Annotated in this window: 20 protein-coding genes and 1 tRNA gene; 9 read left to right on the forward strand and 12 right to left on the reverse strand. The window is 64.5% G+C overall.

Features of this window, described 5'->3' with window-relative positions:
- Position 1: 1 nt before the first annotated feature.
- Positions 2-457 carry a cyclic nucleotide-binding domain-containing protein gene (locus J2Z17_RS16710; RefSeq protein WP_209946770.1) on the forward strand — a complete coding sequence of 152 codons (456 nt, stop codon included), beginning with the start codon at positions 2-4 and terminating at the stop codon, positions 455-457.
- Between the two features lie 30 nt (positions 458-487).
- On the opposite strand, the gene xth is transcribed toward J2Z17_RS16710, so the two are convergent.
- From xth to tesB, 6 genes are all read right to left on the reverse strand, one after another.
- The gene (gene xth / locus J2Z17_RS16715) at positions 488-1,291 is read right to left on the reverse strand and encodes an exodeoxyribonuclease III (protein WP_209946771.1); all 804 of its coding nucleotides are present in this window, start codon (positions 1,289-1,291) and stop codon (positions 488-490) included.
- 230 nt (positions 1,292-1,521) lie between these two features.
- The gene (locus J2Z17_RS16720; RefSeq protein ID WP_209946772.1) at positions 1,522-2,172 is read right to left on the reverse strand and encodes an outer membrane lipoprotein carrier protein LolA; all 651 of its coding nucleotides are present in this window, start codon (positions 2,170-2,172) and stop codon (positions 1,522-1,524) included.
- A gap of 229 nt (positions 2,173-2,401) precedes the next feature.
- A complete protein-coding gene (locus tag J2Z17_RS16725) occupies positions 2,402-5,044 on the reverse strand; it encodes a DNA translocase FtsK (RefSeq protein WP_209946773.1) in 2,643 nt (880 codons plus the stop codon).
- A 257-nt stretch (positions 5,045-5,301) separates the two neighbouring features.
- Positions 5,302-6,669 carry an ammonium transporter gene (locus J2Z17_RS16730; RefSeq protein WP_209946774.1) on the reverse strand — a complete coding sequence of 456 codons (1,368 nt, stop codon included), beginning with the start codon at positions 6,667-6,669 and terminating at the stop codon, positions 5,302-5,304.
- 27 nt (positions 6,670-6,696) lie between these two features.
- Positions 6,697-7,035 (reverse strand): P-II family nitrogen regulator, encoded by a 339-nt coding sequence (locus J2Z17_RS16735; RefSeq protein WP_209946775.1) that lies wholly within the window; start codon positions 7,033-7,035, stop codon positions 6,697-6,699.
- 223 nt (positions 7,036-7,258) lie between these two features.
- Complete coding sequence (gene tesB / locus J2Z17_RS16740; RefSeq protein ID WP_209946776.1) at positions 7,259-8,146, reverse strand: acyl-CoA thioesterase II; 888 nt, start codon at positions 8,144-8,146, stop codon at positions 7,259-7,261.
- A gap of 65 nt (positions 8,147-8,211) precedes the next feature.
- Between tesB and J2Z17_RS16745 the strand changes: the two genes are divergently transcribed.
- Complete coding sequence (locus J2Z17_RS16745; protein ID WP_342454419.1) at positions 8,212-9,492, forward strand: ubiquinone biosynthesis hydroxylase; 1,281 nt, start codon at positions 8,212-8,214, stop codon at positions 9,490-9,492.
- A 45-nt stretch (positions 9,493-9,537) separates the two neighbouring features.
- Here the strand turns inward: J2Z17_RS16745 and J2Z17_RS16750 are convergent, their stop codons facing one another.
- The 4 genes from J2Z17_RS16750 to J2Z17_RS16765 all read right to left on the reverse strand — a co-directional run bounded on the left by J2Z17_RS16750 (position 9,538) and on the right by J2Z17_RS16765 (position 12,075).
- Positions 9,538-9,732, reverse strand: coding sequence for a Trm112 family protein (locus J2Z17_RS16750; protein ID WP_209946885.1), 195 nt, complete (start codon positions 9,730-9,732; stop codon positions 9,538-9,540).
- A gap of 14 nt (positions 9,733-9,746) precedes the next feature.
- On the reverse strand, positions 9,747-10,418 hold the full coding sequence (locus J2Z17_RS16755; RefSeq protein ID WP_209946778.1) for an LON peptidase substrate-binding domain-containing protein: 672 nt from the start codon (positions 10,416-10,418) through the stop codon (positions 9,747-9,749).
- 88 nt (positions 10,419-10,506) lie between these two features.
- The gene (gene trxA, locus J2Z17_RS16760; protein ID WP_209946779.1) at positions 10,507-11,490 is read right to left on the reverse strand and encodes a thioredoxin; all 984 of its coding nucleotides are present in this window, start codon (positions 11,488-11,490) and stop codon (positions 10,507-10,509) included.
- A 57-nt stretch (positions 11,491-11,547) separates the two neighbouring features.
- Positions 11,548-12,075, reverse strand: coding sequence for a prolyl-tRNA synthetase associated domain-containing protein (locus J2Z17_RS16765; protein ID WP_209946780.1), 528 nt, complete (start codon positions 12,073-12,075; stop codon positions 11,548-11,550).
- Between the two features lie 313 nt (positions 12,076-12,388).
- Here J2Z17_RS16765 and J2Z17_RS16770 point away from each other — a divergent pair.
- Positions 12,389-12,463: transfer RNA gene (locus J2Z17_RS16770), tRNA-Gly, on the forward strand.
- A 57-nt stretch (positions 12,464-12,520) separates the two neighbouring features.
- Here J2Z17_RS16770 and J2Z17_RS16775 read toward each other — a convergent pair.
- Positions 12,521-14,083 carry an FAD-dependent oxidoreductase gene (locus J2Z17_RS16775; protein ID WP_209946781.1) on the reverse strand — a complete coding sequence of 521 codons (1,563 nt, stop codon included), beginning with the start codon at positions 14,081-14,083 and terminating at the stop codon, positions 12,521-12,523.
- 383 nt (positions 14,084-14,466) lie between these two features.
- Between J2Z17_RS16775 and J2Z17_RS16780 the strand changes: the two genes are divergently transcribed.
- From J2Z17_RS16780 to J2Z17_RS16805, 6 genes are read left to right on the forward strand one after another with little or no spacing between them, the layout of a single operon-like run.
- Positions 14,467-15,990 (forward strand): ABC transporter substrate-binding protein, encoded by a 1,524-nt coding sequence (locus tag J2Z17_RS16780; protein WP_209946782.1) that lies wholly within the window; start codon positions 14,467-14,469, stop codon positions 15,988-15,990.
- A gap of 20 nt (positions 15,991-16,010) precedes the next feature.
- Positions 16,011-16,952: an ABC transporter permease gene (locus J2Z17_RS16785; protein WP_209946886.1), complete on the forward strand. Its 942-nt coding sequence runs from the start codon at positions 16,011-16,013 to the stop codon at positions 16,950-16,952.
- 12 nt (positions 16,953-16,964) lie between these two features.
- Positions 16,965-17,798 carry an ABC transporter permease gene (locus tag J2Z17_RS16790; RefSeq protein WP_209946783.1) on the forward strand — a complete coding sequence of 278 codons (834 nt, stop codon included), beginning with the start codon at positions 16,965-16,967 and terminating at the stop codon, positions 17,796-17,798.
- A gap of 3 nt (positions 17,799-17,801) precedes the next feature.
- Entirely contained in the window at positions 17,802-19,613 is a 1,812-nt protein-coding gene (locus J2Z17_RS16795; protein WP_245224171.1) for an ABC transporter ATP-binding protein, read from the forward strand.
- Positions 19,614-19,666: 53 nt separating this feature from the next.
- Positions 19,667-20,062, forward strand: a complete 396-nt coding sequence (locus tag J2Z17_RS16800) for a RidA family protein (protein ID WP_209946784.1) — start codon at positions 19,667-19,669, stop codon at positions 20,060-20,062.
- Positions 20,063-20,111: 49 nt separating this feature from the next.
- Entirely contained in the window at positions 20,112-20,906 is a 795-nt protein-coding gene (locus J2Z17_RS16805; RefSeq protein ID WP_209946785.1) for an IclR family transcriptional regulator, read from the forward strand.
- A 36-nt stretch (positions 20,907-20,942) separates the two neighbouring features.
- Here J2Z17_RS16805 and J2Z17_RS16810 read toward each other — a convergent pair whose 3' ends face one another.
- Complete coding sequence (locus J2Z17_RS16810; RefSeq protein ID WP_209946786.1) at positions 20,943-21,962, reverse strand: aldose epimerase family protein; 1,020 nt, start codon at positions 21,960-21,962, stop codon at positions 20,943-20,945.
- Positions 21,963-21,973: the final 11 nt, after the last annotated feature.

Below are 21,973 nucleotides of genomic sequence, written 5' to 3' on the forward strand. Positions count from 1 at the left end.
CATGGCGCTGAAAGACGACATAGCCGTGCTGGCAAGGGTGCCGCTGTTCGAGGCGTTCGACGAGGAGCAGCTGCGCCTGGTGGCCTTCAGCTCCGAGCACAAGCGGCTGGCGGCGGGCGATGTCCTGTTCGAGGAACATGCGCCGGCCGAAAGCGCCTATGTGGTGCTGCGCGGCGTCGTGGAACTGTCGAATACCGGCCGCGACGGACAAAGCCGGCCGGTATCCGCCGTCGATGACGGCACGATGCTGTCGGAACTGGCGCTGGTGACCGCGGTCGAGCGCAAATATACGGCTGTTGCGCGGGGTGAGCTTGAGGTGCTGCGCATCACGCGCGCCAGCTTTCACCGCCTGATCGAGGAATATCCGTCGATGGCGCGTCAGGTGGAGGACCGCATCCGCGCCGCCCTTTCCAGCCTTGCCAAGCGCGCCGGCGCGATGGAGCACAAGTTCCGATAGCCGGCGATAGATCGCCGGCTATCTTGTTTTTCAAAGGTCGAAATGGGCGGTGACGGGCACGTGATCGGAGGGTTTCTCCCAACCGCGGGCCTCCTTCAGGATGTCGATGCGCTGAAGACGGGGCCCGAGATCCGGCGATGACCAGATATGGTCGAGGCGGCGGCCGCGGTTGGCCGCGGCCCAGTCCTTGGCCCGGTAGCTCCACCAGGTATAGATCTTCTCGGCCGGGTCGACGCCCTGGCGCATCAGGTCGAGCCAGTTGCCGGCCTCGATGATCTGCCGCATGCCCTCGGTCTCGACCGGGGTGTGGCTGACGACCTTGAGCATCTGCTTGTGCGACCAGACGTCGTTTTCCATCGGCGCGATGTTGAGATCGCCGACCAGGATCGAGGAGGTGCCGGGCTCCGCGTCCGAACGCAGCGCCTGCATTTCCGCGATGAAATCGAGCTTGTGGCCGAATTTCGGATTGATCTCGCGCTTCGGCTCGTCGCCGCCGGCCGGCACGTAGAAATTATGCAGGCGGATGCGCCGGCCGCCATGCTCGAACAGGCCCGAGACATGCCGGGCATCGCCGATGCCGCAATAGTCCTGTCGGTGATCTTCGCTGAGCGGGATCTTCGAGACGATCGCCACCCCGTGATAGCCCTTCTGGCCGTGCAGCAGGATATGGTCGTAGCCGAGCGCCCGTAGCGGCTCATAGGGAAACTGCTCGTCGAGGCACTTGATCTCCTGCAGGCAGAGAATGTCGGGACGGGCGAGATTGAGGAACTGCTCGACGATCGGCAGGCGCAGGCGCACCGAATTGATGTTCCAGGTGGAGATCGAAAGTGCCATGGGCCGGTCCTGCGCGTGCGAGGCGTGTCCCGGCGGGCCGAGCCTCGATGAAAGGCGGCAGACCACGGGACAACGCCTGTCCGTTGAAGTTCCCGCGGCTATGGCATGGGGCAGATATATGGCCGGCGCCCGGGCGGCGCGAGCTTAGACCAGGGCAGGCCCCGAAGGCCAGCGCAGCCGATGCTTTCTCCCAAGGCTTCTGCCCCGGGAGCATGGCCGGGCGCGACGCGTCAGATCTTGCGGACCTGGTCGTAGGGGACCTGGAACACCCGTTCGTCGAAATTGACGCCGGTCTTGACGTTGAGGATCATCACCGTGGTGTCCTTGTTCTGCGGATCGGTGATCGTCCACTGGCGCAGGTCGTAGGTCTTCGGGTCGAACATCATGGTGATCAGCGCATCGCCGAAGATGCTGCGGTCGCCGAGCACGATCGTCGTCAGGTCGTCCTCTTCCTTGACGCTGCGCACCTTGTCGTTGCTGAGATCGATATGATCGGCCAGCAGCAGGCTGAGCGGTGTCTTCGACAGAGGATAGATGTCCCAGGTCTTCAGCTTCATGTTGCCGATCACGACATTGCGCCCATCGGAGATGACGCGCATCGGCGACGGCTGCTCGTAGTTGAAGCGCAGCTTGCCGGGGCGCTCGATATAGAACTTGCCGCCGGTCTGTTCGCCGCGCGGGCCAAACTGGACGAAATCGCCCATCATCGTCTTGACCGAAGAGAAGTGGTTGGCGATCTCCTGGGCCGCATCGGAGGCGGCCAGCACGCTCATCGGCCGCAGAAGCATGCCGAGCCCGATCGCCGCGGCACCCGTCACCAGCGCACGGCGGGTGAGGCCGGACAGGGCGATTTCGGGCTTGAGCGGGGTGTCGTGGCGCATGGGTGTCTCCTTCAATTCGCCTTCAATGACCGACAAACGCGGCGTCTTCGTGGCCGCGATACGGTCGTCATCTCAACTCTATTTGATCGCCTGCAGCATGCTGTGGCCCGTCAGAGCGGCATGATCCTGTTTCAAGCAAAGTGGTATCTGCGGGCGACGCGTCAAGAGCAAGGCTAGGCGCAAAAGCTTGCGCGGCGCCTGTCGCGGCGGTTTCAGGCGCCGCCGCGGCTCAGTCGATGATGTCGCTCTCGGTCGGCACCAGGATTTCGCGCTTGCCGGCATGGTTGGCCGGGCTGACGATGCCTTCCTGCTCCATCCGCTCGATGATCGAGGCGGCGCGGTTGTAGCCGATGCCGAGCCGGCGCTGGATATAGGAGGTGGAGGCCTTGCCGTCGCGCAGAACCACGGCGACCGCCTGGTCGTAGGGATCCTCGGAATCGGAGAGATTGCCGGTGCCCGACGGGCCGTCGCCGTCGCCATCCTCGTCGTCGTCGACGGTGATCGCATCCAGATATTGCGGCTGCCCCTGGGTCTTCAGATAGGCGACGATTTCCTCGACCTCGGTGTCGGAGACGAAGGGGCCGTGGACGCGCTGGATGCGCCCGCCGCCGGCCATGTAGAGCATGTCGCCCATGCCGAGCAGCTGTTCGGCGCCCTGCTCGCCGAGAATGGTGCGGCTGTCGATCTTCGACGTCACCTGGAAGGAAATGCGGGTCGGGAAATTGGCCTTGATCGTGCCGGTGATGACATCGACGGAGGGGCGCTGGGTGGCCATGATGACATGGATGCCGGCGGCACGGGCCATCTGCGCCAGACGCTGGACGGCGCCTTCGATATCCTTGCCGGCGACCATCATCAGGTCGGCCATCTCGTCGATGATGACGACGATATAGGGCATCGGCTGCAGGTCGAATTCTTCCGTCTCGTACATGGCCTCGCCGGTTTCGCGGTCGAAACCGGTCTGCACGGTGCGGGTCAGCACCTCGCCCTTGGCGATCGCCTGCTCGACGCGGGAGTTGAAGCCGTCGATGTTGCGCACACCGATCTTCGACATCTTCTTGTAGCGTTCCTCCATCTCGCGCACGGTCCATTTGAGCGCGACGACGGCCTTTTTCGGGTCGGTGACCACCGGCGAGAGGAGATGCGGAATGCCGTCATAGATCGACAGTTCCAGCATTTTCGGGTCGATCATGATCAGGCGGCACTTTTCCGGCGGCAACCGGTAGACCAGCGACAGGATCATGGTGTTGATCGCCACCGACTTACCCGAGCCGGTGGTGCCGGCCACGAGAAGGTGGGGCATCTTGGCAAGGTCGGCGATCACCGGTTCGCCGCCGATGGTCTTGCCGAGCGCCATGGCGAGCTTGGCCTTGTTGCCCTCGAAATCGCCCGACGCGATCAGTTCGCGCAGATAGACGGTCTCGCGTGTCTGGTTGGGCAGTTCGATGCCGATGGCATTGCGGCCGGGCACGACCGCGACGCGGGCGGCGATGGCGCTCATCGAGCGGGCGATGTCGTCGGCAAGGCCGATGACGCGGGACGACTTGATGCCGGGCGCCGGTTCGAGTTCGTAGAGGGTGACGACGGGGCCGGGGCGGACATGGATGATCTCGCCTTTGACGCCGAAATCCTCCAGCACGCCTTCCAGCATGCGGGCATTTTCCTCCAGCGCTTCCTTCGACAGGGTCGCGTCGCGGGAAATGGCGCGCGGCTCGGCCAACAGCTGGACGGCGGGAAGCTGGAAACCGTCGGTGCCGAGGAAGGAGCCCTGCGCATCGCGCGCGGCCTTGGCTCCGGGGCGCGGACGGGCAGCCGGGGCCGAGACCCGGGCGGCCGGACGGCCGGCGGGCGTCACGTCGAGATCGTCGTCGGGCAGGATGCCGGCCGGGCGCGGCGGCAGGACATCGTCGTCGTCCAGCCGCGGATCGTCACCGGCGGTATGGCCGCGGCCGCTGATGATCGGGCGGGGCCGCACGCGGGCGGGTTCGGGCACGATGTCGAGGCTGGCATCGCCGCCGGCGGAGGTGCGGGCGCGGATCGGATCGTTCAGGCCGCCGAACTCGTCCTCGTTGAAATCATAGGGTTCGTCATAGTCGCGGCCGCGGCTCGAGCCCTTCAGGCCGAAAAGCCGGCGCAGGCGCGCCCGGCTGGTGAACCAGGCATGGGTGACGGCACCGAGCGTCAGGGCTGCGAAGCCCTCGCGCTCGTCGTCTTCGTCGTCCTCGAATTTCGGCTCCTGGCGGCGGGCATCGGGCTTTGGCGCCGCGGGCATGGCCGGCTGCTTGGGTTCGGGCACGTCGAGACCGATCAGGCCGGCGGCAAAGAGCATGGTCCAGACGGCCGGAACCGCCAGCACGGCACCCATGATGACGGCGGCGGTGCCGGTCGGATAGCTGCCGAGGAAGAGGGCGGGCAGGCGCAGGATCATGTCGCCGAGGACGCCGCCGATGCCGTTGGGAATGGGCCAGGTCGCGGGTGGCGGCACGCAGCCGAGCACCGCGCCGGCCAAAAGCGCGCCGACAAAGAAGGCGGCGAGACGGGCGGGGATGCGGGTGATGCGCCGGCCGCTGACCAGTGCCAGGGACCAGGCGAGCAGCGGCAACAGCGCGATGACGCTGGCAAGACCGAGGAATTGCAGCATCAGGTCGGCGACGACCGCGCCCGGATAGCCGAGGATATTGGTCGGCGGCTTGGCGGTCGCATAGGAGAAGCTGGGGTCGGAGATGTTCCACGTGGCAAGCGATGCGACGATCAGGGCGATCAGTATGAAGAGGGCAAAGCCCGACAGCCCCATGACCTGACGCATGAGGAACGCGCTCAATACCGAACGGCCGGAGTTTTCGTCTCCATAGGCCGTGTTGCTTCTGCTCATTCTTATCCTCTTGCCGCTTGCTCTTTAAGTTGCGGAAGCGCCGGCTGTAACGGCGGAACGGGGCCGAACCTTGTCGGGCATTATAGGATCGTTAGGGTTAAAGCCTCATTAACCAGCCGGTGTTGCAAGATTGCCGGGCGCGACGTCGGGCGGCGGCGGCCGGATAGCAAAAAAAGCCCGGGCGCGAGGGCCCGGGCTTTTCGATCGGTGGAAGAGGCGAGCGGCGCTGCCGGATGGTCCGGCAGCGCTGTTCGATCTCAGGAGTGGTAAGCGGCTTCGCCGTGCGAGGCGAGGTCGAGGCCTTCGCGCTCGGCTTCGACCGGGGCACGCAGGCCGACGATCAGGTCGGTGACCTTGTAGAGGATCAGGGAACCGATACCGCACCACAGGATGGTGACGATGACCGCTTCGAGCTGCACCAGGAACTGGCCGCCCATCGTGACGCCGTCGGCATAGCCGATGCCGCCGAGCGACGAGGAGGCGAAGATGCCGGTGGCCAGCGCGCCGAAGAAGCCGCCGACGCCGTGAACGCCGAAGACGTCCGCGGTGTCGTCATAGCCGAACTTGTTCTTCACCACGGAGACGAAGAAGTAGCAGAGCGGCGAGACGAGCAGACCCATGATGATCGCGCCCATCGGGCCGGCAATGCCGGCAGCGGGCGTGATGGCAACGAGGCCGGCGATCATGCCCGAGGCGGCGCCGAGCATCGAGGCCTTGCCGCGGGTGAAGGTTTCGACGATCGACCAGGACACGACGGCAGCGGCCGTGGCGAGGAAGGTGTTGACGGTTGCCAGCATCGCACCGCCGGAGGCTTCCAGGTTGGAACCGGCGTTGAAGCCGAACCAGCCGACCCACAGCAGGGCGGCGCCGACCAGCGTCAGGGTCATCGAGTGCGGCGCCATCATGTCCTTGCCGTAGCCGGTACGCTTGCCGACCATGATGCAGCCGATCAGACCGGCAACACCGGCGTTGATGTGAACGACCGTACCGCCGGCGAAGTCGAGCGCGCCCCAGCCGAACAGAAGGCCGGATGCGTCCCAGACCATGTGGGCGATCGGGAAGTAGACGAAGGTGACCCACAGGGCGCAGAACAGGACGACGGCGGAGAACTTGATGCGTTCCGCGAAGGCGCCGATGATCAGGGCCGGAGTGATGGCGGCAAAGGTCATCTGGAACAGGAAGAAGATGTATTCCGGAATGACGGCGTCGGAGAAGGTGGCCGCCGTGCCTTCCGGCGTCATGCCCGCCATGAACAGCTTGGCCGTGCCACCCCAGAAGGCGTTGGTGCCGCCGCCGAAGGCGAAGGAATAGCCGTAGACGGCCCAGATCAGCATGACGACGCAGGCAACCATGGTGACCTGCATCAGCACGGACAGCATGTTCTTGGCGCGAACCAGACCGCCGTAGAACAGCGCAAGGCCCGGCAGGATCATCAGCAGAACAAGCAGGGTGCAGATGAACATGAAGGCGGTGTCGCCCTTGTCTGCCACCGGAGCGGCGGCAGCAGCGGCGTCAGCGGCTGCCGGAGCAGCAGCGTCCTGGGCGAAGGCGACGGCCGGGGCCAGAAGCGCGGCGCCGGTGGCGCCGATGCGCCCGAGCGCAGATGAAAACTTGGTCAAAGACATTTAAAACAACTCCCCTTACAGCCGTTCTTACAGAGCTTCGGTATTGGTTTCGCCGGTGCGGATGCGCACGGCCTGATCGATCGCGTAGACAAAGATCTTGCCGTCACCGATCTGGCCGGTCTTGGCGGCCTCGGCGATGGCTTCGACAGCCTTGTCGACCATTTCACTGGCGACAGCGATCTCGATCTTCAGTTTCGGCAGAAAGCTGACGGCGTATTCCGTGCCGCGATAGATTTCCGTATGCCCCTTCTGACGGCCATAACCCTTGACCTCGGTCACGGTCAGGCCCTGAATGCCCACGGCGGTCAGCGCTTCGCGTACCTCGTCGAGTTTGAACGGCTTGATGATGGCCATTACAATCTTCATCTGGTTTCCCTTTGCTTCTCCTCGGCACCAGGCCGACTCTCCTGCCGCTGGATCTTTGACTTCAGCAGCGACTGAAGTTTCCTATTCAAGGGGCGTGCCAGTTTCGAAACAAACGATTAAGTTATTGAAAAGTAAAGGAACTTAAATTGCCGGGCAAGAAAGAGGCAAATGATTGGCAGTTATGCGCCGAAAATGTGTGCAGTTTTTCAAAAACGCCTAAAAACTATTCATTTGCCCGTTTGCGGATCAACCCTTCCTGCGCGACAGAGGCGATCAGCGTGCCGGAGCGGTCGTAAAGACTGCCACGCGTCATGCCCCGCGCGCCCGAGGCGCTGGGACTGTCCTGGGTATACAGCAGCCAGTCGGCAAGCCTGGTCGGGCGGTGAAACCACATGGCATGGTCGAGGCTGGCCGCCTGCACCGTCGGCTCGAAGATCGACAGGCCATGGGCATAGAGCGAGGTGTCGAGCAGGGTCATGTCCGAGAGATAGGCCAGGACCGCTGCCTGGGTGGGGCGGTCGTCGGGCACGGGCCCGGTGGTGCGCACCCAGATATTGGCCTGCGGCGCCAGCTTTTCCTTCGACACGTAATGATCCATCGACACCGGCTTGAACTCCACCGGCCGATCGCGGCCCCAGTAGCGGCGAACCGGCTCGGGGGTCTGGTCGAGCAGAAGTTCGCGGAACTGCGCCTCGCCCATCAGCGCTTCCGGCTGCGGAACGTCGGGCATGTCGAGCTGGTGGTCGAAACCCTCCTCCTCGATCTGGAACGACGCCGACAGCGAGAAGATCGCCTTGCCGTGCTGGATGGCGACGACGCGGCGGGTGGCAAAGCTCGCGCCGTCTCGGATCCGCTCGACCTGGTACACGATCGGGATCGCCGGGTCACCGGGGCGCATGAAATAGCTATGCAGGGAGTGGACGTGCCGGTCCGGCGCCACGCAGCGCTGTGCGGCGACAAGCGCCTGGGCGATCACCTGGCCGCCGAAAACCCTTTGCCAGCCGACATCGGGACTGGTGCCGCGAAACAGGTTTTCCTCCAGCTTTTCCAGATCGAGTGTGTGGAGCAATTGCTCCATGGCGGTGCGGGCGGGTGTTTCTGGCTGCGACATCTTGAACGGGGGACCCCTTGGTGGAAGTGACTTGTGGGAAGTGACGGTGGTCTGCTCTATATATCGTGCAATACGACAGATGTGACAGGGAATTAGAAAAGATGGATATGCTGGTCGTCGGAGGCGGATATGTGGGGCTGGCCATGGCCGTGGCCGTCAAGCAGGCGGCGCCGCACATGGCCGTCGAGGTGGTCGAGGCCGCGCCCGCCGATGTCTGGCAGAAGGACCCGCGCGCCTCGGCGATCATCGAGGCGGCGATCCAGATGTTCAGCGTCTTCGGTCTCTGGGACGAGATTTCGGCCGAGGCGCAGCCGATCAACAAGATGATCGTCACCGATTCGAAGACCGGCGATCCGGTTCGCCCGGTGTTCCTGACCTTCGGCAATGATGGCGGCAAGAGCGACGGCGATGCCGATGCCGATGCCGGTGAGGCCCGCCCCTTCGCTCACATGATTCCGAATTCCGTCATGGTCGGGGCGCTTCTGAAGGCCTGCGAGCGGATTGGCGTGACGATCCGCAACGGGGTGAAGGCGACCGCGTTCAAGGCGGGCCCTGTCTCGGCCGAGGTGACGCTGTCGGACGGAACGACGCTTGCGCCGCGGCTGGTGATCGCCTGCGACGGCGTCAAGTCGGCACTGCGCGACATGGCCGGCATCAAGACCGTCAACTGGAGCTATGGCCAGTCCGGCATCGTGACCACCGTCGAGCACGAGTTGCCGCATGACGGGGTGGCGGAAGAGCATTTCCTGCCGAGCGGGCCGTTTGCCATCCTGCCGCTGAAGAACAACCGCGCGTCACTGGTCTGGACCGAGCGCAGCGAAGACGCCGATCGGCTGGTGGAAGCCGACGATCTGGTGTTCGAGGACGAGCTGGAGCGCCGTTTCGGCCACAAGCTCGGCAGTCTGAAGGTGGTCGGCCCGCGCCGCGCCTTTCCGCTCGGCCTGACGCTTGCCCGCGCCTTCGTGGCCCCGCGGATAGCACTTTGCGGCGATGCCGCGCACGGCATTCACCCGATTTCCGGCCAAGGGCTCAATCTGGGCTTCAAGGACGTCGCCGCTCTGGCCGAAACGGTGGTCGAGGCCGACCGGCTGGGACTGGATATCGGCTCGGTCGAGGTTCTCGAGCGCTACCAGACCTGGCGCCGCTTCGACACTTTCCGCATGGGGGTGACGACGGACGTGCTGAACCGCCTGTTTTCCAACGACATCGCCCCGGTGCGGCTGGTGCGCGACATCGGCCTTGGACTGGTCGACCGGGTGCCGAAGCTGAAGGATTATTTCATCGCGCAGGCGGCCGGAAAGCCCAATGCCGACAGTCCCAAGCTGCTGGCCGGCCGGGCGCTCTGACAGGCAGGAGGCTCGGCCGAGGTGTCCGCCGCCAACGCCGGGACGTCAGTCGTCGATCCTGCGGGCTTCCGAAACCAGCATGATCGGGATGCCCTCGCGGATCGGATAGGCGAGCCTTGCGGTATCGGAAATCAGTTCGCGCGCCTCCCGGTCATGGCGCAGCCTGCCCTTGGTCAGCGGGCAGACCAGAAGTTCGAGAAGCTTGGGGTCGACGCCACCCTTGCCGAGTTCCTGGGTCATGCTCACGCCACCCGTCACTGCAGCAGGTTGTCGTTGTCGCCGAAATGCCGGGCGACGACGATCTCGGTGATCGCGATCAGTGTTTCGGCGCGGGTCTTGAGGTCCGGCGCTTCCAGCAGCGCCTGTTTCTCGGCCGGTTCGAAGGGCGACATCATCGACAGCGAATTGACCAGCGTCAGATTGCTGGCGCGTTCCACGCTTTCCCAGTCGGCTTCCAGCTTGTTGGCGTCCAGATAGGTGCGGAAGGCGGCAAGCAGGGCCTGGCGATCGACGGTCTCTTCTTCCTCGTGGCAGGAGAAGTCGGAGACGAAGGGTACGACCTGGAACGAGCGATAGGGTTCGTGGCCGGTCGTCTCCTCCCTCACGCGGAAGCGGCAGACGCCGGTCAAAGAGACGATATAGCGGCCGTCGCCGGATTCGGAAAAGGCGGTGATGCGGCCAATGCAGCCGACGGTGCACAGGGCCGGGCGGGCGGATGCGCCATCCGTTTCGCTGAGCGAGGGCTGGATCAGCCCGATCAGCCGGTGCGAGGCGATCGCCTTGTCGAACATCGCCAGATAGCGCGGCTCGAAGATGTTGAGCGGCAACTGGCCGCCGGGCAACAGCAGGGCTCCGCTCAGCGGGAAGACCGGCAGGGTCTTCGGCACATCATCGGCTTTCAGGTATCGCGCATTCCCCACTTGCATGCATGCCGTTCCCGCAGACGGGTGGCCCCGTCCGCTTTCCTCCACGTCTAGTCTCTTCCGGCCGAAAACGACCGGAGCGGTCCTGCCTTTACGAGAACAGGATGGACGACAAACGCCGCCGTGCAGCGATCGTTGCCGGATCTTTCGGACCCCAGGCCTCGAAGAATTCGAGCAGCTGGCGGCGCGCGCCGTCATCGTCGAAGGTACGGTCGCGCTTCATGATCGACAGGAGATGATCCGCCGCCTCGCCGCGATTGCCTTGGACATTCAGGATCTTGGCAAGCTTCATCCGCGCTTCGTGGTCGTCGGGGTTTTCCGCAAGCGTCTGCTCGAGCGCCACGGGATCGCCGAGCTTGCGGGCTTCCTCGTAGAGCTCCAGCTTCTTGGCCACCGACTGCAGCGCCGCGTCGCCCGCAAGCTCCGGCGGGGCGTTGGCAATCAGCTCGCTGGCGCGGGCATGCTGGTTGGCTGCGATCATGCATTCGGCCATGCCGGCATAGGCTGCCGCATTGGTCTGGTCGGCCTGGAGCACGGCGCCGTAGAGCTGGGCCGCTTCCTGCAGGCTGCCATGGGCGAGAAGCTCGGCTGCCTGGGCGAGCACGGCCTCGATCTCGGCGGCCTGCGCCTCGGCATCGCCGTCGGCGCCCGCCAGCTTGTCGATGAATTCGCGCACCTGGCTTTCCGGTACGGCGCCCATGAAGCCGTCGACCGGACGGCCATCGACAAAGGCGATGACGGCGGGGATCGACTGGATGCCGAGCTGGCCGGGAATGGAGGGGTGGTCATCGATATTGAGCTTGACCAGCTTGACCCGGCCGGCGGCCTCGTTGACCACCTTTTCGATCACCGGCGTCAGCTGCTTGCACGGGCCGCACCAGGGGGCCCAGAAATCGACCAGCACCGGCTGCTTGCGCGATTCGTCCAGCACGTCCTTGGAAAAGCCGGCTGTCGTCGTGTCCGAGACCAGAGACTGGGCGCCACCGCCGACCGTCCCCGACGGCGCTGCGCCATATTGCGCCGTTGCCGTCATCTGGCTGCCGAAACTGCCATAGGGATTGCTGGTATCACTCATTCTCGTCTCCCGCGCGGCTTCCGCCTCTTGTTCGAAATTTTCTCCTAAGATCGTATGTCAGGCCGAGACTTTCAAGACAAGCGGTGTGTGCCCGGTTGCCTCGATGAAGCGGATCAGATCGTCACGGGCAATCGATGTCGTGGCATCGTTGGAGAGTGGATGGCAGTTGATGATCTCCTCCTGCATCAGCGCCTCGTCGAGAATGATGGTAACCTTGTGGCCGGTGTCGTTGATCGCGGCAAGGGCCGTCACCGAACCCGGCACGACGCCCAGATATTCCATCAGCTTTTCCGGCTTGCCGAAGGAGACGCGGCTTGCAGCACCGATAATGCTATGGATGGTCTTCAGGTCGACGACCGCATGTTCCTCGACGGTCAGCAGGAAGAAATTGTCCTTCTTGTCCTTGAGGAACAGGTTCTTCGTGTGGCCGCCCGGGATCTCGTCGCGCAGCGAGACCGATTCGGCGACGGTGAAGACCGGCGGATGGGTCTTGGTCTTGTGGGCGATGCCGAGCGCGTCGAGAAAGCCGAAGAGCTCTTCGGCGGTTTTCGGCGGGGCGATTTCGCGGGTGGGGCTGTCGGTCATGAAAATCCTCTTTGGCGGCAGGCTGGCGGCGAAAACGGCGCTCCTGTCAATCCGCGCCATGTCTGGTCCTTGCCCGGATTGATAGGAGCGCCGGCCGGCCAATGCAATCGCGTGTGCGCCATTGCGCGGCGCAAAGCCCCGAAAGCCGGGCTTTCGCTCGGTCCCGAAAGGGAGGCCCGCCGGCGGCTCGAAAATTTCTCGCGCCGACGTTCATTTCCCTGTTGCATTTGAAAATCGATTGGGCCATATAGCGCCCGTCGCCGCAACACGGACGACCCACGATCCACCGACTACCCCCGGATCGCGGATATGAGCGGGTGTAGCTCAGGGGTAGAGCACAACCTTGCCAAGGTTGGGGTCGAGCGTTCGAATCGCTTCACCCGCTCCATTTTCTCTTCAAAGCATGTCTGTAGATGGCACGGTGCACGGGTTGCGCCTCGTTTGTCTATGTCTGGGTTTCACCTTGCGATGGCCGTGCAGGATCGATCTGCCGGTCGCGGAAATAGGCCGCGAGCGTTTCGCAATCCGCCTTCTCCTCGGCCAGCGCCACATAGCTGTCCGGACGGATGAGATAGAGCGCGTCGCGCGCAAGGCCCATCTTGCCGCAGGCCTCGCGCCAGTCGAAGACATGGCAGGCGACGCCGTTTTCCTCGCACCATTCCCTCAATTCGGGCGATGCCTCGCCATAGACATGCACCTGCCAGCCGCCTGAAGACAGGGAGGCGTGATTGTCGGTGTCGCCGATCGGCAGCCATGGCAGGCGGTCGCCGCCTGCGACCTTGCCTGCCTTGCCCTGGCTCAGCGCACTGTCGCGGTAATCGATGTCGATCTGCGAGACGGTGCGGAAGATGAAGTGGCGGACCGGTGCGATGCCGGTGAGCGCCGTCGCAAGCCCCGGCAGCACATGGCTGCGGAAGAAGGTGGCGATGCCGCCCTTGGACGTCGCCATGGTGAACATCCGGTCGGTGGTTTCCACCAGCTTGTGGGCGAAGGCCGCCCGCTCGGGCTCATAGCTGTCAAGCAGGCCGTCCGGCGCATGGCCGTTCAGCACGGCGGAAAGCTTCCAGGCGAGATTGGCCGCGTCGCCGATGCCGGTATTCATCCCCTGGCCGCCGGCAGGACTGTGCACATGGGCGGCGTCGCCGAGCAGGAAGGCCCGCCCGACACGGTATTTCGCCGCCACCCGGTGATGCACGTGATAGGTCGAAAACCAGTTTACCTTCTCGACCTTCAGCTTCAGCGCCTCGATCGCCCTGTCGCGAACGTCTTCGAATGTCAGCGCGTCGGTGCGGTCCTTGTGCTCGGGCTTGATCGCGCCGGCAAGCCGGGCGCGGCCGGGCGAACCGTAGGAGAGCAGCAGGACGAAATCGCCGGCCTCGATCTCCAGGTTGACGCCGCCATCCATGGCCGGCCCGCTTGCCTCGACATCGGCGACATAGAAGATCTGCTCATAGGTGCCGCCGGCAAAGGGAATTGCCAGCTGATGGCGGATGGTGGAGCCGGCGCCGTCGCATGCGGCGAGAAAGCGCGCCTCGCAGGTCGTTTCGCCCGGCCCGTCTCCGGCTCCCGCACCGGTCTTCAGGTGCGCCACGACATGGTCGCCCTTGTCCTCGTAGCGCAGGCATTCGGTTTCCCACTCGACCTGCACGCCTTCGGCCTCCAGCGCTGCGACCAGCAGCTTCTCATGGGCGTCCTGCGGGTAGACGAGAACGAAGGGATAGGGGGTGAGCGTCTCGCCCGCATTGGCAAAGGTCACCTTGCCGCGCTGCTCGCCGCGCGCCCAGACGGTGATGGCCTTGTTGACCGAGCCCTCGGCGATGACCTTGTCGGTAATGCCGAGCTGCCGGTAGAGCTCGAGCGTGCGGGCCTGGACGGCGAGCGCGCGCGAGGTGGTGCCGGGGCCGGTCGCGCGGTCGACGATGCGCACCTTCGTGCCCTGCCGGGTCAGCCAGAGCGCAAGCGTCAGTCCGGTCGGACCGGCACCGACAATCAGCACATCATCTCGCATGACAACCTCCTCGTGACTGCTCGCAGATTGACCAAAGCGCCCGGGCATCAGGTTGTTCCCTGCGTCCCGGCACTTCGGAGACTGTACAGGTCGCAGGCCCGGTTCGCCAAGCGCGCGGTCCATGCCGGATGGTGGCTTGTCGCAGCCCGCGTGCCGGCAACATCACGGCCGAAATGTGAAAGCTTCTTGACAAGGGGCGGCGCATCGGTGTGAATAGTGTGTCCGATATATTGTGATTATGTCCGTTATATTGGATTTAAGGTCAGCCAGTCCTTTCGGGGTTTGAACGGCCTTTGCCCGATCCGCCAGAACCCGGGGTAAAACCGGGCGACGAGAACGACCTTCCTGCGCCGCTAGAGGCCCAGATCCAGAGGAGTAACGGAATGAAACTCAAGTCCATTTTCGCGCTGGCATTCGCCGCGCTGACGCTCGGCACGGCGCCTCTTGCGCATGCCGACGGTGCCAAGGGGGGCGTGCTGACGATCGCCACCATCGGCGAGCCGCCGACGCTCGATCAGATGCAGACGCCGACCGATATCGTGATCATGATCACCCAGCATATCTTCGAGACGCTCTATACGTTCGACGCGCACTGGGAGCCGAAGCCCTTGCTGGCCGCCGACATGCCGAAGATTTCCGAGGACGGCCTGACCTACACGATCCCCCTGCGCAAGGGCGTCAAGTTTCAGGACGGCTCCGACATGACGCCGGCAGACGTCGTCGCCTCGCTCGACCGGTTCATGAAGATCAATTCCAAGGGCAAGCAGGTTGCCGAAGTCGTCGACAGCATCAAGGCCGATGGCGACAATGCCGTCGTCGTCACGCTGAAGTCGCGCTATGCGCCGTTCATCGCGGTCATCTCGCAGGCGGCGGTGATCATGCCCAAGGCAGATGCCACCGACACGCTGACCAAGTTCATCGGCACCGGCCCCTACATGCTGAAGGACCACAAGCCGGACCAGTATATCCAGCTCGTGCGCTATGACGGCTACACGTCGCCCGAAGGCGAGACCAGCATGTATGCCGGCAAGCGCGAGGCGCTGGCCGACGAACTGCGTTTCGTGCCCGTACCGGATGCCAATACCCGCGTCGAGGGCCTGCTCGCCGGCCAGTACGACTTTGCCGATTCGCTGCCGGTCAGCGCCTATGACCGCCTGGCCTCGAGCGACAAGGCCGAGCCGGTGATCCTGAAAAACAGCGGCTGGATGTGCTTCTTCATGAACATGAAGGAAGGCATCATGGCCAACAAGGACCTGCGCAATGCCGTGCAGGCGGCGCTCAACCCCTCCGACATGATGGCAGCCGCCTTCGGCGACGAGAAGTTCTACTCGGTCGACGGCGCCTTCTATCCGGAAGGGTCCGTCTGGCACACCGAGGACGGCGTTGCCCGCTACGGCGAAGGCGATCCGGAAACGGCCGCCGACCTGATGAAGAAGGCCGGCTATGACGGCAAGCCGATCCGCCTGATGGTCTCGCGCCAGTACGAGTTCCACTACAAGGCGGCCGAAGTCGCCAAGGCCTATCTCGAAGCCGCCGGCTTCAAGGTGGACATGCAGGTGGTCGACTGGGCGACGCTGACGACCCGCCGCGCCGATCCGACGTCCTGGGACATCTTCTTCACCCATGCCAACTTCCCCGGCGATCCGACCATGCTGAACCCGGTCAACGACAACTATCCGGGCTGGTACACCTCGGACGAGAAGAAGAAGACCATCGACGCCTATCTGGCAGCCGTCGGCCAGGACGAGAAGGTTGCCGCCTGGGCCAAGATGCAGGCCGCTTTCTACGACGACGCGCCGCTGTTCAAGGTCGGCAACTTCAACGCGCTCACCGGCGTGTCGAAGGCGGTAAAGGGCTACAACCCCTATTACTGGCCGTCCTTCTGGAACGTCGAAGCGAAGAAGTAAGGATCTAGTCCATGCCTCAGATCGTCCGGGCGCTGACCAGCCGGCTCATCGGCATCATCATCGTGCTCTTTGTGTTGGCCACGGTCGTCTTCGTGATCGTGCGTGTCACGCCCGGCGATCCCGCGGCGGTCATGGCGGGGGCTGATGCCACCGCCAAGGATATCGCGGACCTGCGCGCCAGGCTGGGCCTCGACGCCCCGCTCTGGCAGCAATATGTCGACTTCATCCTCGGCGCCATGCGCGGCGATCTGGGACAGTCGATCTTCCTGCACATGCCGGTGACGGCAGCCCTTGCCCAGCGGGCCGAGCCGACCTTTTTCCTCACCGTGTTCTCGATCCTCATCGCCACCGTGATCGCGCTGCCGGTGGGCATCATTTCCGCCTTCAAGCGCGGCACGCTGTTCGACCAGGTGGTGGTGATCTCGACCATGGTGGCAGCCAGCGTGCCGAGCTTCTGGCTCGGGCTGATCCTGATCCAGACCTTCGCGGTCAAGCTCGGCTGGTTCCCGGTCTCGGGCTATGGCGGCCCGGATACCTCGTTTCTCGATCGCATCGGCCATCTGGTGCTGCCGGCCTTTGCGCTCGGCATCGTCAATTCGGCGCTGATCACCCGCTTTACCCGCGCCGCCATGCTCGACGTGCTCGGCGACGACTATATCCGTACCGCCCGGGCCAAGGGCGCGCCGGAACGCCGCGTGATCCTCAAGCATGCCTTCCGCAACGCGCTGATCCCGATCATCACCGTGATCGGCGTCACCATCGCGCTTCTGGTCTCCGGCACCGTGGTCACCGAAACCGTGTTCGGCCTGCCCGGCATCGGCAATCTGATCGTCTCGGCCGTGCTGCGCCGCGACTATCCGGTCATCCAGGGCACGCTGCTCGTCGTCGCCGCGATCTACGTGCTGATCAATTTCATCATCGACATGCTCTACATCGTCGTTGATCCCCGCGTCCGGCTTTGAAGGGGAACCGACATGCTGAAAACCACCAGACGCTTCTTTAGCAACCGGTCCACCGCGCTCGGCGCCGTGATCCTGGCGATCTTCGTGCTGGCGGCGATCTTCGCGCCGCTGATCGCGCCCTATTCGCCCTCGAAGATGGCCATCCCGCACCGGCTGCAGGCGCCGTCGCTGGAGCATGTCTTCGGCACCGACGAATTCGGCCGCGACGTCTTCTCGCGCACCATCTTCGCCAGCCGCATCTCGCTGATGGTGAGCGGCGGCGTGGTGATCTTCTCCACCGTGCTCGGCGTCCTGCTCGGCCTGTTCGCCGGCTATTTTCGCCGGCTCGACGCACCGCTGTCCAGGCTGCTCGATGCGATGATGTCGTTTCCCGATATCCTGCTGGCGATCGCGCTGGTGGCAGCGCTTGGGCCATCGCTCACCAATGTGGTGATCGCGCTCGGGATTACCTATGCGCCGCGGCTGGCCCGCGTGGTGCGCGGCTCGACGCTGCTCTTGCGCGAACTGCCCTATATCGAGGCGGCCAAAACCATGGGCCTGCCGACCTGGCAGATCCTCGGCCGCCATGTGCTGCTCAACCTGGCCTCGCCGATCCTGGTGCAGTCGAGCTTTACCTTTGCCTCCGCCATGCTCGCCGAAGCGAGCCTCTCCTTCCTCGGCGTCGGGGTCAGCGCCGACAGCCCGACCTGGGGCACGATGCTGTCGATGGGCCGCGAATACATGAACGCCTCGCCCTGGCTGATGTATTTCCCGGGCCTTGCGATCGTCTTTGCGGTGCTGTCGCTGCAGCTGCTCGGCGATGGCCTGCGCGATCTCGTCGATCCGCGTCTGGCAAAGGAGGTCTGACCGATGACGACCGAGAACAATCCCATGCTGCAGATCGACCGCCTGAACACCTCCTTTCGCACGCCGGAAGGCTGGCGCTCGGTGCTGCGCGATATCTCGCTTTCGGTCAGCGAAGGCGAGACGGTGGCGATCGTCGGCGAATCCGGCTCCGGCAAGAGCGTGACCGCGCTTTCCGTCATGGGCCTTCTGCCGAAGGGGACCGCGCGCCAGGACGGCCGCATCCTGTTCGAGGGCCGCGACCTGCTGACCCTGTCGGACCGGGAGATGCGCGCCGTCAGAGGCGACCGGATCGGGATGATCTTCCAGGAACCGATGACCAGCCTCAACCCGGTGTTCACCGTTGCCGACCAGCTGACCGAAGCGCTGCTGCTGCACCGGGACATGAGCCGGGCAGAGGCCGACGCGGAGGCGCTCAGGCTGCTGGAGCGGGTACGCATTCCCTCCGCCAAAAGCCGGATGAAGGACTACCCGCACCGCCTGTCGGGCGGCATGCGCCAGCGGGTGATGATCGCCATGGCGCTTGCCTGCCGGCCGAAACTGCTGATCGCCGATGAGCCGACGACCGCGCTCGACGTGACCATTCAGGCGCAGATCCTGCACCTGATCCGCGAATTGCAGGCCGAAGAGAATATGGGCGTGCTGTTCATCACCCATGACATGGGCGTGGTGGCGGAAGTCGCCGACCGCACCGTGGTGCTCTATCGCGGCGATGTGCTCGAGACGGGTCAGACAACCGATATCTTCGCTCAACCGAGCCATGCCTATACCCGTTCGCTGCTGGCTTCGATCCCGCGGCTCGGCTCGATGCTGGATGCGGCGCAGCCGAAGCGCTTTCCGACGGTTGATGCGGAGACCGGCATTGCCGCCCCGGCAGACGAGGTGGCGGCGACCGTCGACAGCGACAAGACCGTGCTCAAGGTCGACCGACTGTCGGTGCGTTTCGAGGTGCCGGCCGGCATGGGGCGTTCCGGCGGGCGCGTGCACGCGGTGGAGGATGTGTCCTTCGACCTCAAATCCGGCGAGACGCTGGCAATCGTGGGCGAATCCGGTTGCGGCAAGTCGACCACCGGCCGGGCGATCATGGGGCTGACCAAGCCGAGCAGCGGCGTGATCACCATCGGCGGACGCGACATTCATGGCCTCACCGGTGCCGAGGAACGCGCCAGCCGGCGGGTGACGCAGATGATCTTCCAGGATCCCTTCGCCTCGCTCAATCCGCGCATCAAGATCGGCAAGGCGATTGCCGAACCGATCCTTGCCCACAGGCTGATGAGCCGGGGTGAGGCGCGCGAGCGGGTGGCGGACCTGCTGGACAAGGTGGGGCTGAGCGCCGACATGGCCGACCGCTTCCCGCACGAGTTTTCCGGCGGCCAGCGGCAGCGCATCTCGATTGCCCGCGCGCTGGCCCTCAATCCCTCGGTGATCGTCGCCGACGAGGCGGTGTCGGCACTCGACGTCTCGGTGAAGGCGCAGGTCGCCAACCTGATGCTCGACCTGCAGCAAAGCATGAAGCTGTCCTTCCTGTTCATCTCCCACGACATGGCGGTGGTCGAGCGGATCAGCCACCGCGTCGCGGTAATGTATCTTGGCGAGATCGTCGAGATCGGGCCGCGCTCCCAGGTGTTTTCCGATCCGCAGCACGACTATACCAAGCGCCTGCTTGCAGCCGTCCCGCAGCCCGATCCGACGCGGCGCGGCAGCCTGCCGGCCAGCCTGACCGACGAAATCAAGAGCCCGATCCGAGCCCTCGACTATGTGCCGCCGAAGCGCGAATACCGGGAGCATGCCCCCGGCCACTTCGTCCAGACGGACTGACCACCCGCAATTTACCCCACCACAGATATTTTCAGCAGAAGAAGGAATAACGGATGAGCATCAAGCGCTATGGAACCGGCTCGAAAGGCGCCGGCGGACAGCCCCTGCCGTTTGCCCGGGCAACCGAGGCCAATGGCTGGCTCTATGTCTCGGGCCAGGTGCCGATGGAGAACGGCGAAATCGTCGGCAGCGGCATTGTCGCGCAGAGCCACAAGGCCATCCAGAACATGCTCGCCATCGTTGAAGAAGCCGGTTATGAGGTGAAGGATATCGTCCGCATCGGCGTCTGGCTCGATGATCCCCGGGATTTCTGGAGTTTCAACGGTGTCTATGCCGAATATTTCGGCGAGTATCCGCCGGCCCGTGCTTGCGTCCAGTCGAGCATGATGGTCGATTGCAAGGTGGAAGTGGATTGCATCGCGTTCCGTCAGGACCGCGTCGCGCAGTAAGGTTTGGCCGGCGGCGGGCGTGCCGCGGCGATGAGAGGAGAGGCCCCTGATGGAAGAGACCGGATCGAAAAGAGCCCGTGGCCTCGACCGTGCCTTCGAAATCCTCGAATTCCTGCGCGCGCACCGCCAGCCGATCCGGCCGAACGAGATCGCCATTGCCATGGGCGCGCCGCGCTCGTCGGTCTACGAACTGGTCAACCTGTTGATGCGCCACGGCATGCTGGAATATTCCGGCGGCGACGGCCGGGTGTTTCTCGGCCGCAAGCTCTATTTCCTCGGGCGCGCCTATTCCGAACATTTCGACCTGATGCGCGAAAGCGATCTCCTCCTCGTGCAACTGGCCGAGGAGACCCGCGAGACGGCGCAGATGTGCCTGCTGGAAGGCAACAAGTATACGGTGGCAATGATGCGCGAGGGCTCGCGTCCGTTCCGCATCTCGGCCTCCGTCGGCGAGCTGGTGCCGATCCCGTGGACGGCATCGGGCCGCCTGCTGGTCTCGCATCTGAGCGACGCGGAGATCCTCGACTTCATCCCCGAGGGCGATTTCGTCCTGCCGAACGGGCGGCAGCTGGACCCGGGCGAGTTCATCGCGCAGGTGCGCAAGGCAACCGATGACGGCTATTTCACCTTCAACAGCCAAGTGGAAAACTACACACACTGCTTCGCCGTGCCCGTCTATGGCGAGGACGGGATCTGCACCGCGACGCTCTGCCTGATCGCCCCACGCGAGGACGGGCTTCGCCATCACCGCGACTATCTGGACCGGCTGATCGAGAAGGCGAGCGAGCTTTCCGAGCGGCTCGGCCATGCGCCCGTTACGCTTGGCTCGGCCATGCGTCAGTGACGCTGAAGATGAAGCAGTCCTAGGCGCGTTCCGCCGTCAGCCCCTGGTGAAGATATAGTCGGTTTCCTGGCGCAGGACGTCGCCGGGACGCAGCACGGCGCTTGGAAAGCTCGCGTGGTTGATCGCGTCCGGCCAGACCTGGGTCTCCATGCAGAAGCCGGCATTGGCGCCGTATCGCCGGCCGTCGTGACCCTCGACAGGCACGTTCACATAGCCGCCGGCATAGAACTGCACGCCGGGCTCGGTCGTGGCGATCTCCAGCGCGACATGCGAGACGGGACTGGTGATGCGGCCGACGCTGCGCTTTTCGACACGGTCCGGCGAGAGGCAGAAATTATGGTCGAAGACCACGGCCTTGCCGTCTTCACTGCGGCCCATGGGAGCGGGGCTGCGGAAGTCGAAAGCGGTTCCGGCAACGGCACGGATCTCGCCGGTCGGGATCAGCCGGTCGTCGACGGGCAGATAGTGCTCGGCCGCAAGCTGCAGGATGTGGCCGTTGATGTCGTCGGCACCGTCGAGGTTGAAATAGCTGTGCTGGCAGACATTGGCGAGTGTCGGCCGGTCGGTGACGGTCTCATAGACCACCGACAGCACGCCGCCGGGCAGCAGGGTGTAGGCGGCCGTTATCCGGGCATTGCCGGGATAGCCGGCGCGGCCGTCGGGATCGGTGATTGAAAGCGTGACGCGGTCCGGGGCGTGATCGGTGATCTGCCAGTTGCGCACGCCCGTGCCGTCGCTGCCGCCATGCAGGTGGCCGATGCCCTTTTCGTTGAGCGCCAGCTGGTAGGCCGTGCCGTCGAGGGTAAAGCGGCCGCCATCGATCCGGTTGGCGCAGCGGCCGGGCGTGGCGCCGAAATAGGGCGAATGGGCGAGATAGTCTTGCAGCCTGTCGAAGCCGAGCACGAGAGACGGCGTGTGGCCCTCCAACCGCAGATCCTGGATGACGGCGCCGTAGGTAAGGACATGGGCGGTCAGGCCGCCACCGGATATCCTTACCCGGCTCACGGTTTCGCCGGAGGGCAGGGTGCCGAAGGTTTCGATCTGGCTGGATGCCATGGGGTTACTCC

The organism is Heterorhizobium halophytocola (assembly GCF_017873095.1).
Classification (GTDB): Bacteria; Pseudomonadota; Alphaproteobacteria; order Rhizobiales; family Rhizobiaceae; genus Allorhizobium; species Allorhizobium halophytocola.

Bases quoted from the DNA above. Each gene is read 5' to 3' on its own strand.
- tesB (WP_209946776.1), bottom strand. From the start codon at position 8,146: ATGTCGCAGCCAGAAACACCCGCCCGCACCGCCATGGAGCAATTGCTC.
- J2Z17_RS16795 (WP_245224171.1), top strand. From the start codon at position 17,802: ATGACGACCGAGAACAATCCCATGCTGCAGATCGACCGCCTGAACACC.
- trxA (WP_209946779.1), bottom strand. From the start codon at position 11,490: ATGAGTGATACCAGCAATCCCTATGGCAGTTTCGGCAGCCAGATGACG.
- J2Z17_RS16790 (WP_209946783.1), top strand. From the start codon at position 16,965: ATGCTGAAAACCACCAGACGCTTCTTTAGCAACCGGTCCACCGCGCTC.
- J2Z17_RS16765 (WP_209946780.1), bottom strand. From the start codon at position 12,075: ATGACCGACAGCCCCACCCGCGAAATCGCCCCGCCGAAAACCGCCGAA.
- J2Z17_RS16730 (WP_209946774.1), bottom strand. From the start codon at position 6,669: ATGTCTTTGACCAAGTTTTCATCTGCGCTCGGGCGCATCGGCGCCACC.
- xth (WP_209946771.1), bottom strand. From the start codon at position 1,291: ATGGCACTTTCGATCTCCACCTGGAACATCAATTCGGTGCGCCTGCGC.
- J2Z17_RS16805 (WP_209946785.1), top strand. From the start codon at position 20,112: ATGGAAGAGACCGGATCGAAAAGAGCCCGTGGCCTCGACCGTGCCTTC.
- J2Z17_RS16755 (WP_209946778.1), bottom strand. From the start codon at position 10,418: ATGCAAGTGGGGAATGCGCGATACCTGAAAGCCGATGATGTGCCGAAG.
- J2Z17_RS16710 (WP_209946770.1), top strand. From the start codon at position 2: ATGGCGCTGAAAGACGACATAGCCGTGCTGGCAAGGGTGCCGCTGTTC.
- J2Z17_RS16810 (WP_209946786.1), bottom strand. From the start codon at position 21,962: ATGGCATCCAGCCAGATCGAAACCTTCGGCACCCTGCCCTCCGGCGAA.
- J2Z17_RS16735 (WP_209946775.1), bottom strand. From the start codon at position 7,035: ATGAAGATTGTAATGGCCATCATCAAGCCGTTCAAACTCGACGAGGTA.
- J2Z17_RS16775 (WP_209946781.1), bottom strand. From the start codon at position 14,083: ATGCGAGATGATGTGCTGATTGTCGGTGCCGGTCCGACCGGACTGACG.
- J2Z17_RS16780 (WP_209946782.1), top strand. From the start codon at position 14,467: ATGAAACTCAAGTCCATTTTCGCGCTGGCATTCGCCGCGCTGACGCTC.
- J2Z17_RS16720 (WP_209946772.1), bottom strand. From the start codon at position 2,172: ATGCGCCACGACACCCCGCTCAAGCCCGAAATCGCCCTGTCCGGCCTC.
- J2Z17_RS16800 (WP_209946784.1), top strand. From the start codon at position 19,667: ATGAGCATCAAGCGCTATGGAACCGGCTCGAAAGGCGCCGGCGGACAG.
- J2Z17_RS16750 (WP_209946885.1), bottom strand. From the start codon at position 9,732: ATGACCCAGGAACTCGGCAAGGGTGGCGTCGACCCCAAGCTTCTCGAA.
- J2Z17_RS16725 (WP_209946773.1), bottom strand. From the start codon at position 5,044: ATGAGCAGAAGCAACACGGCCTATGGAGACGAAAACTCCGGCCGTTCG.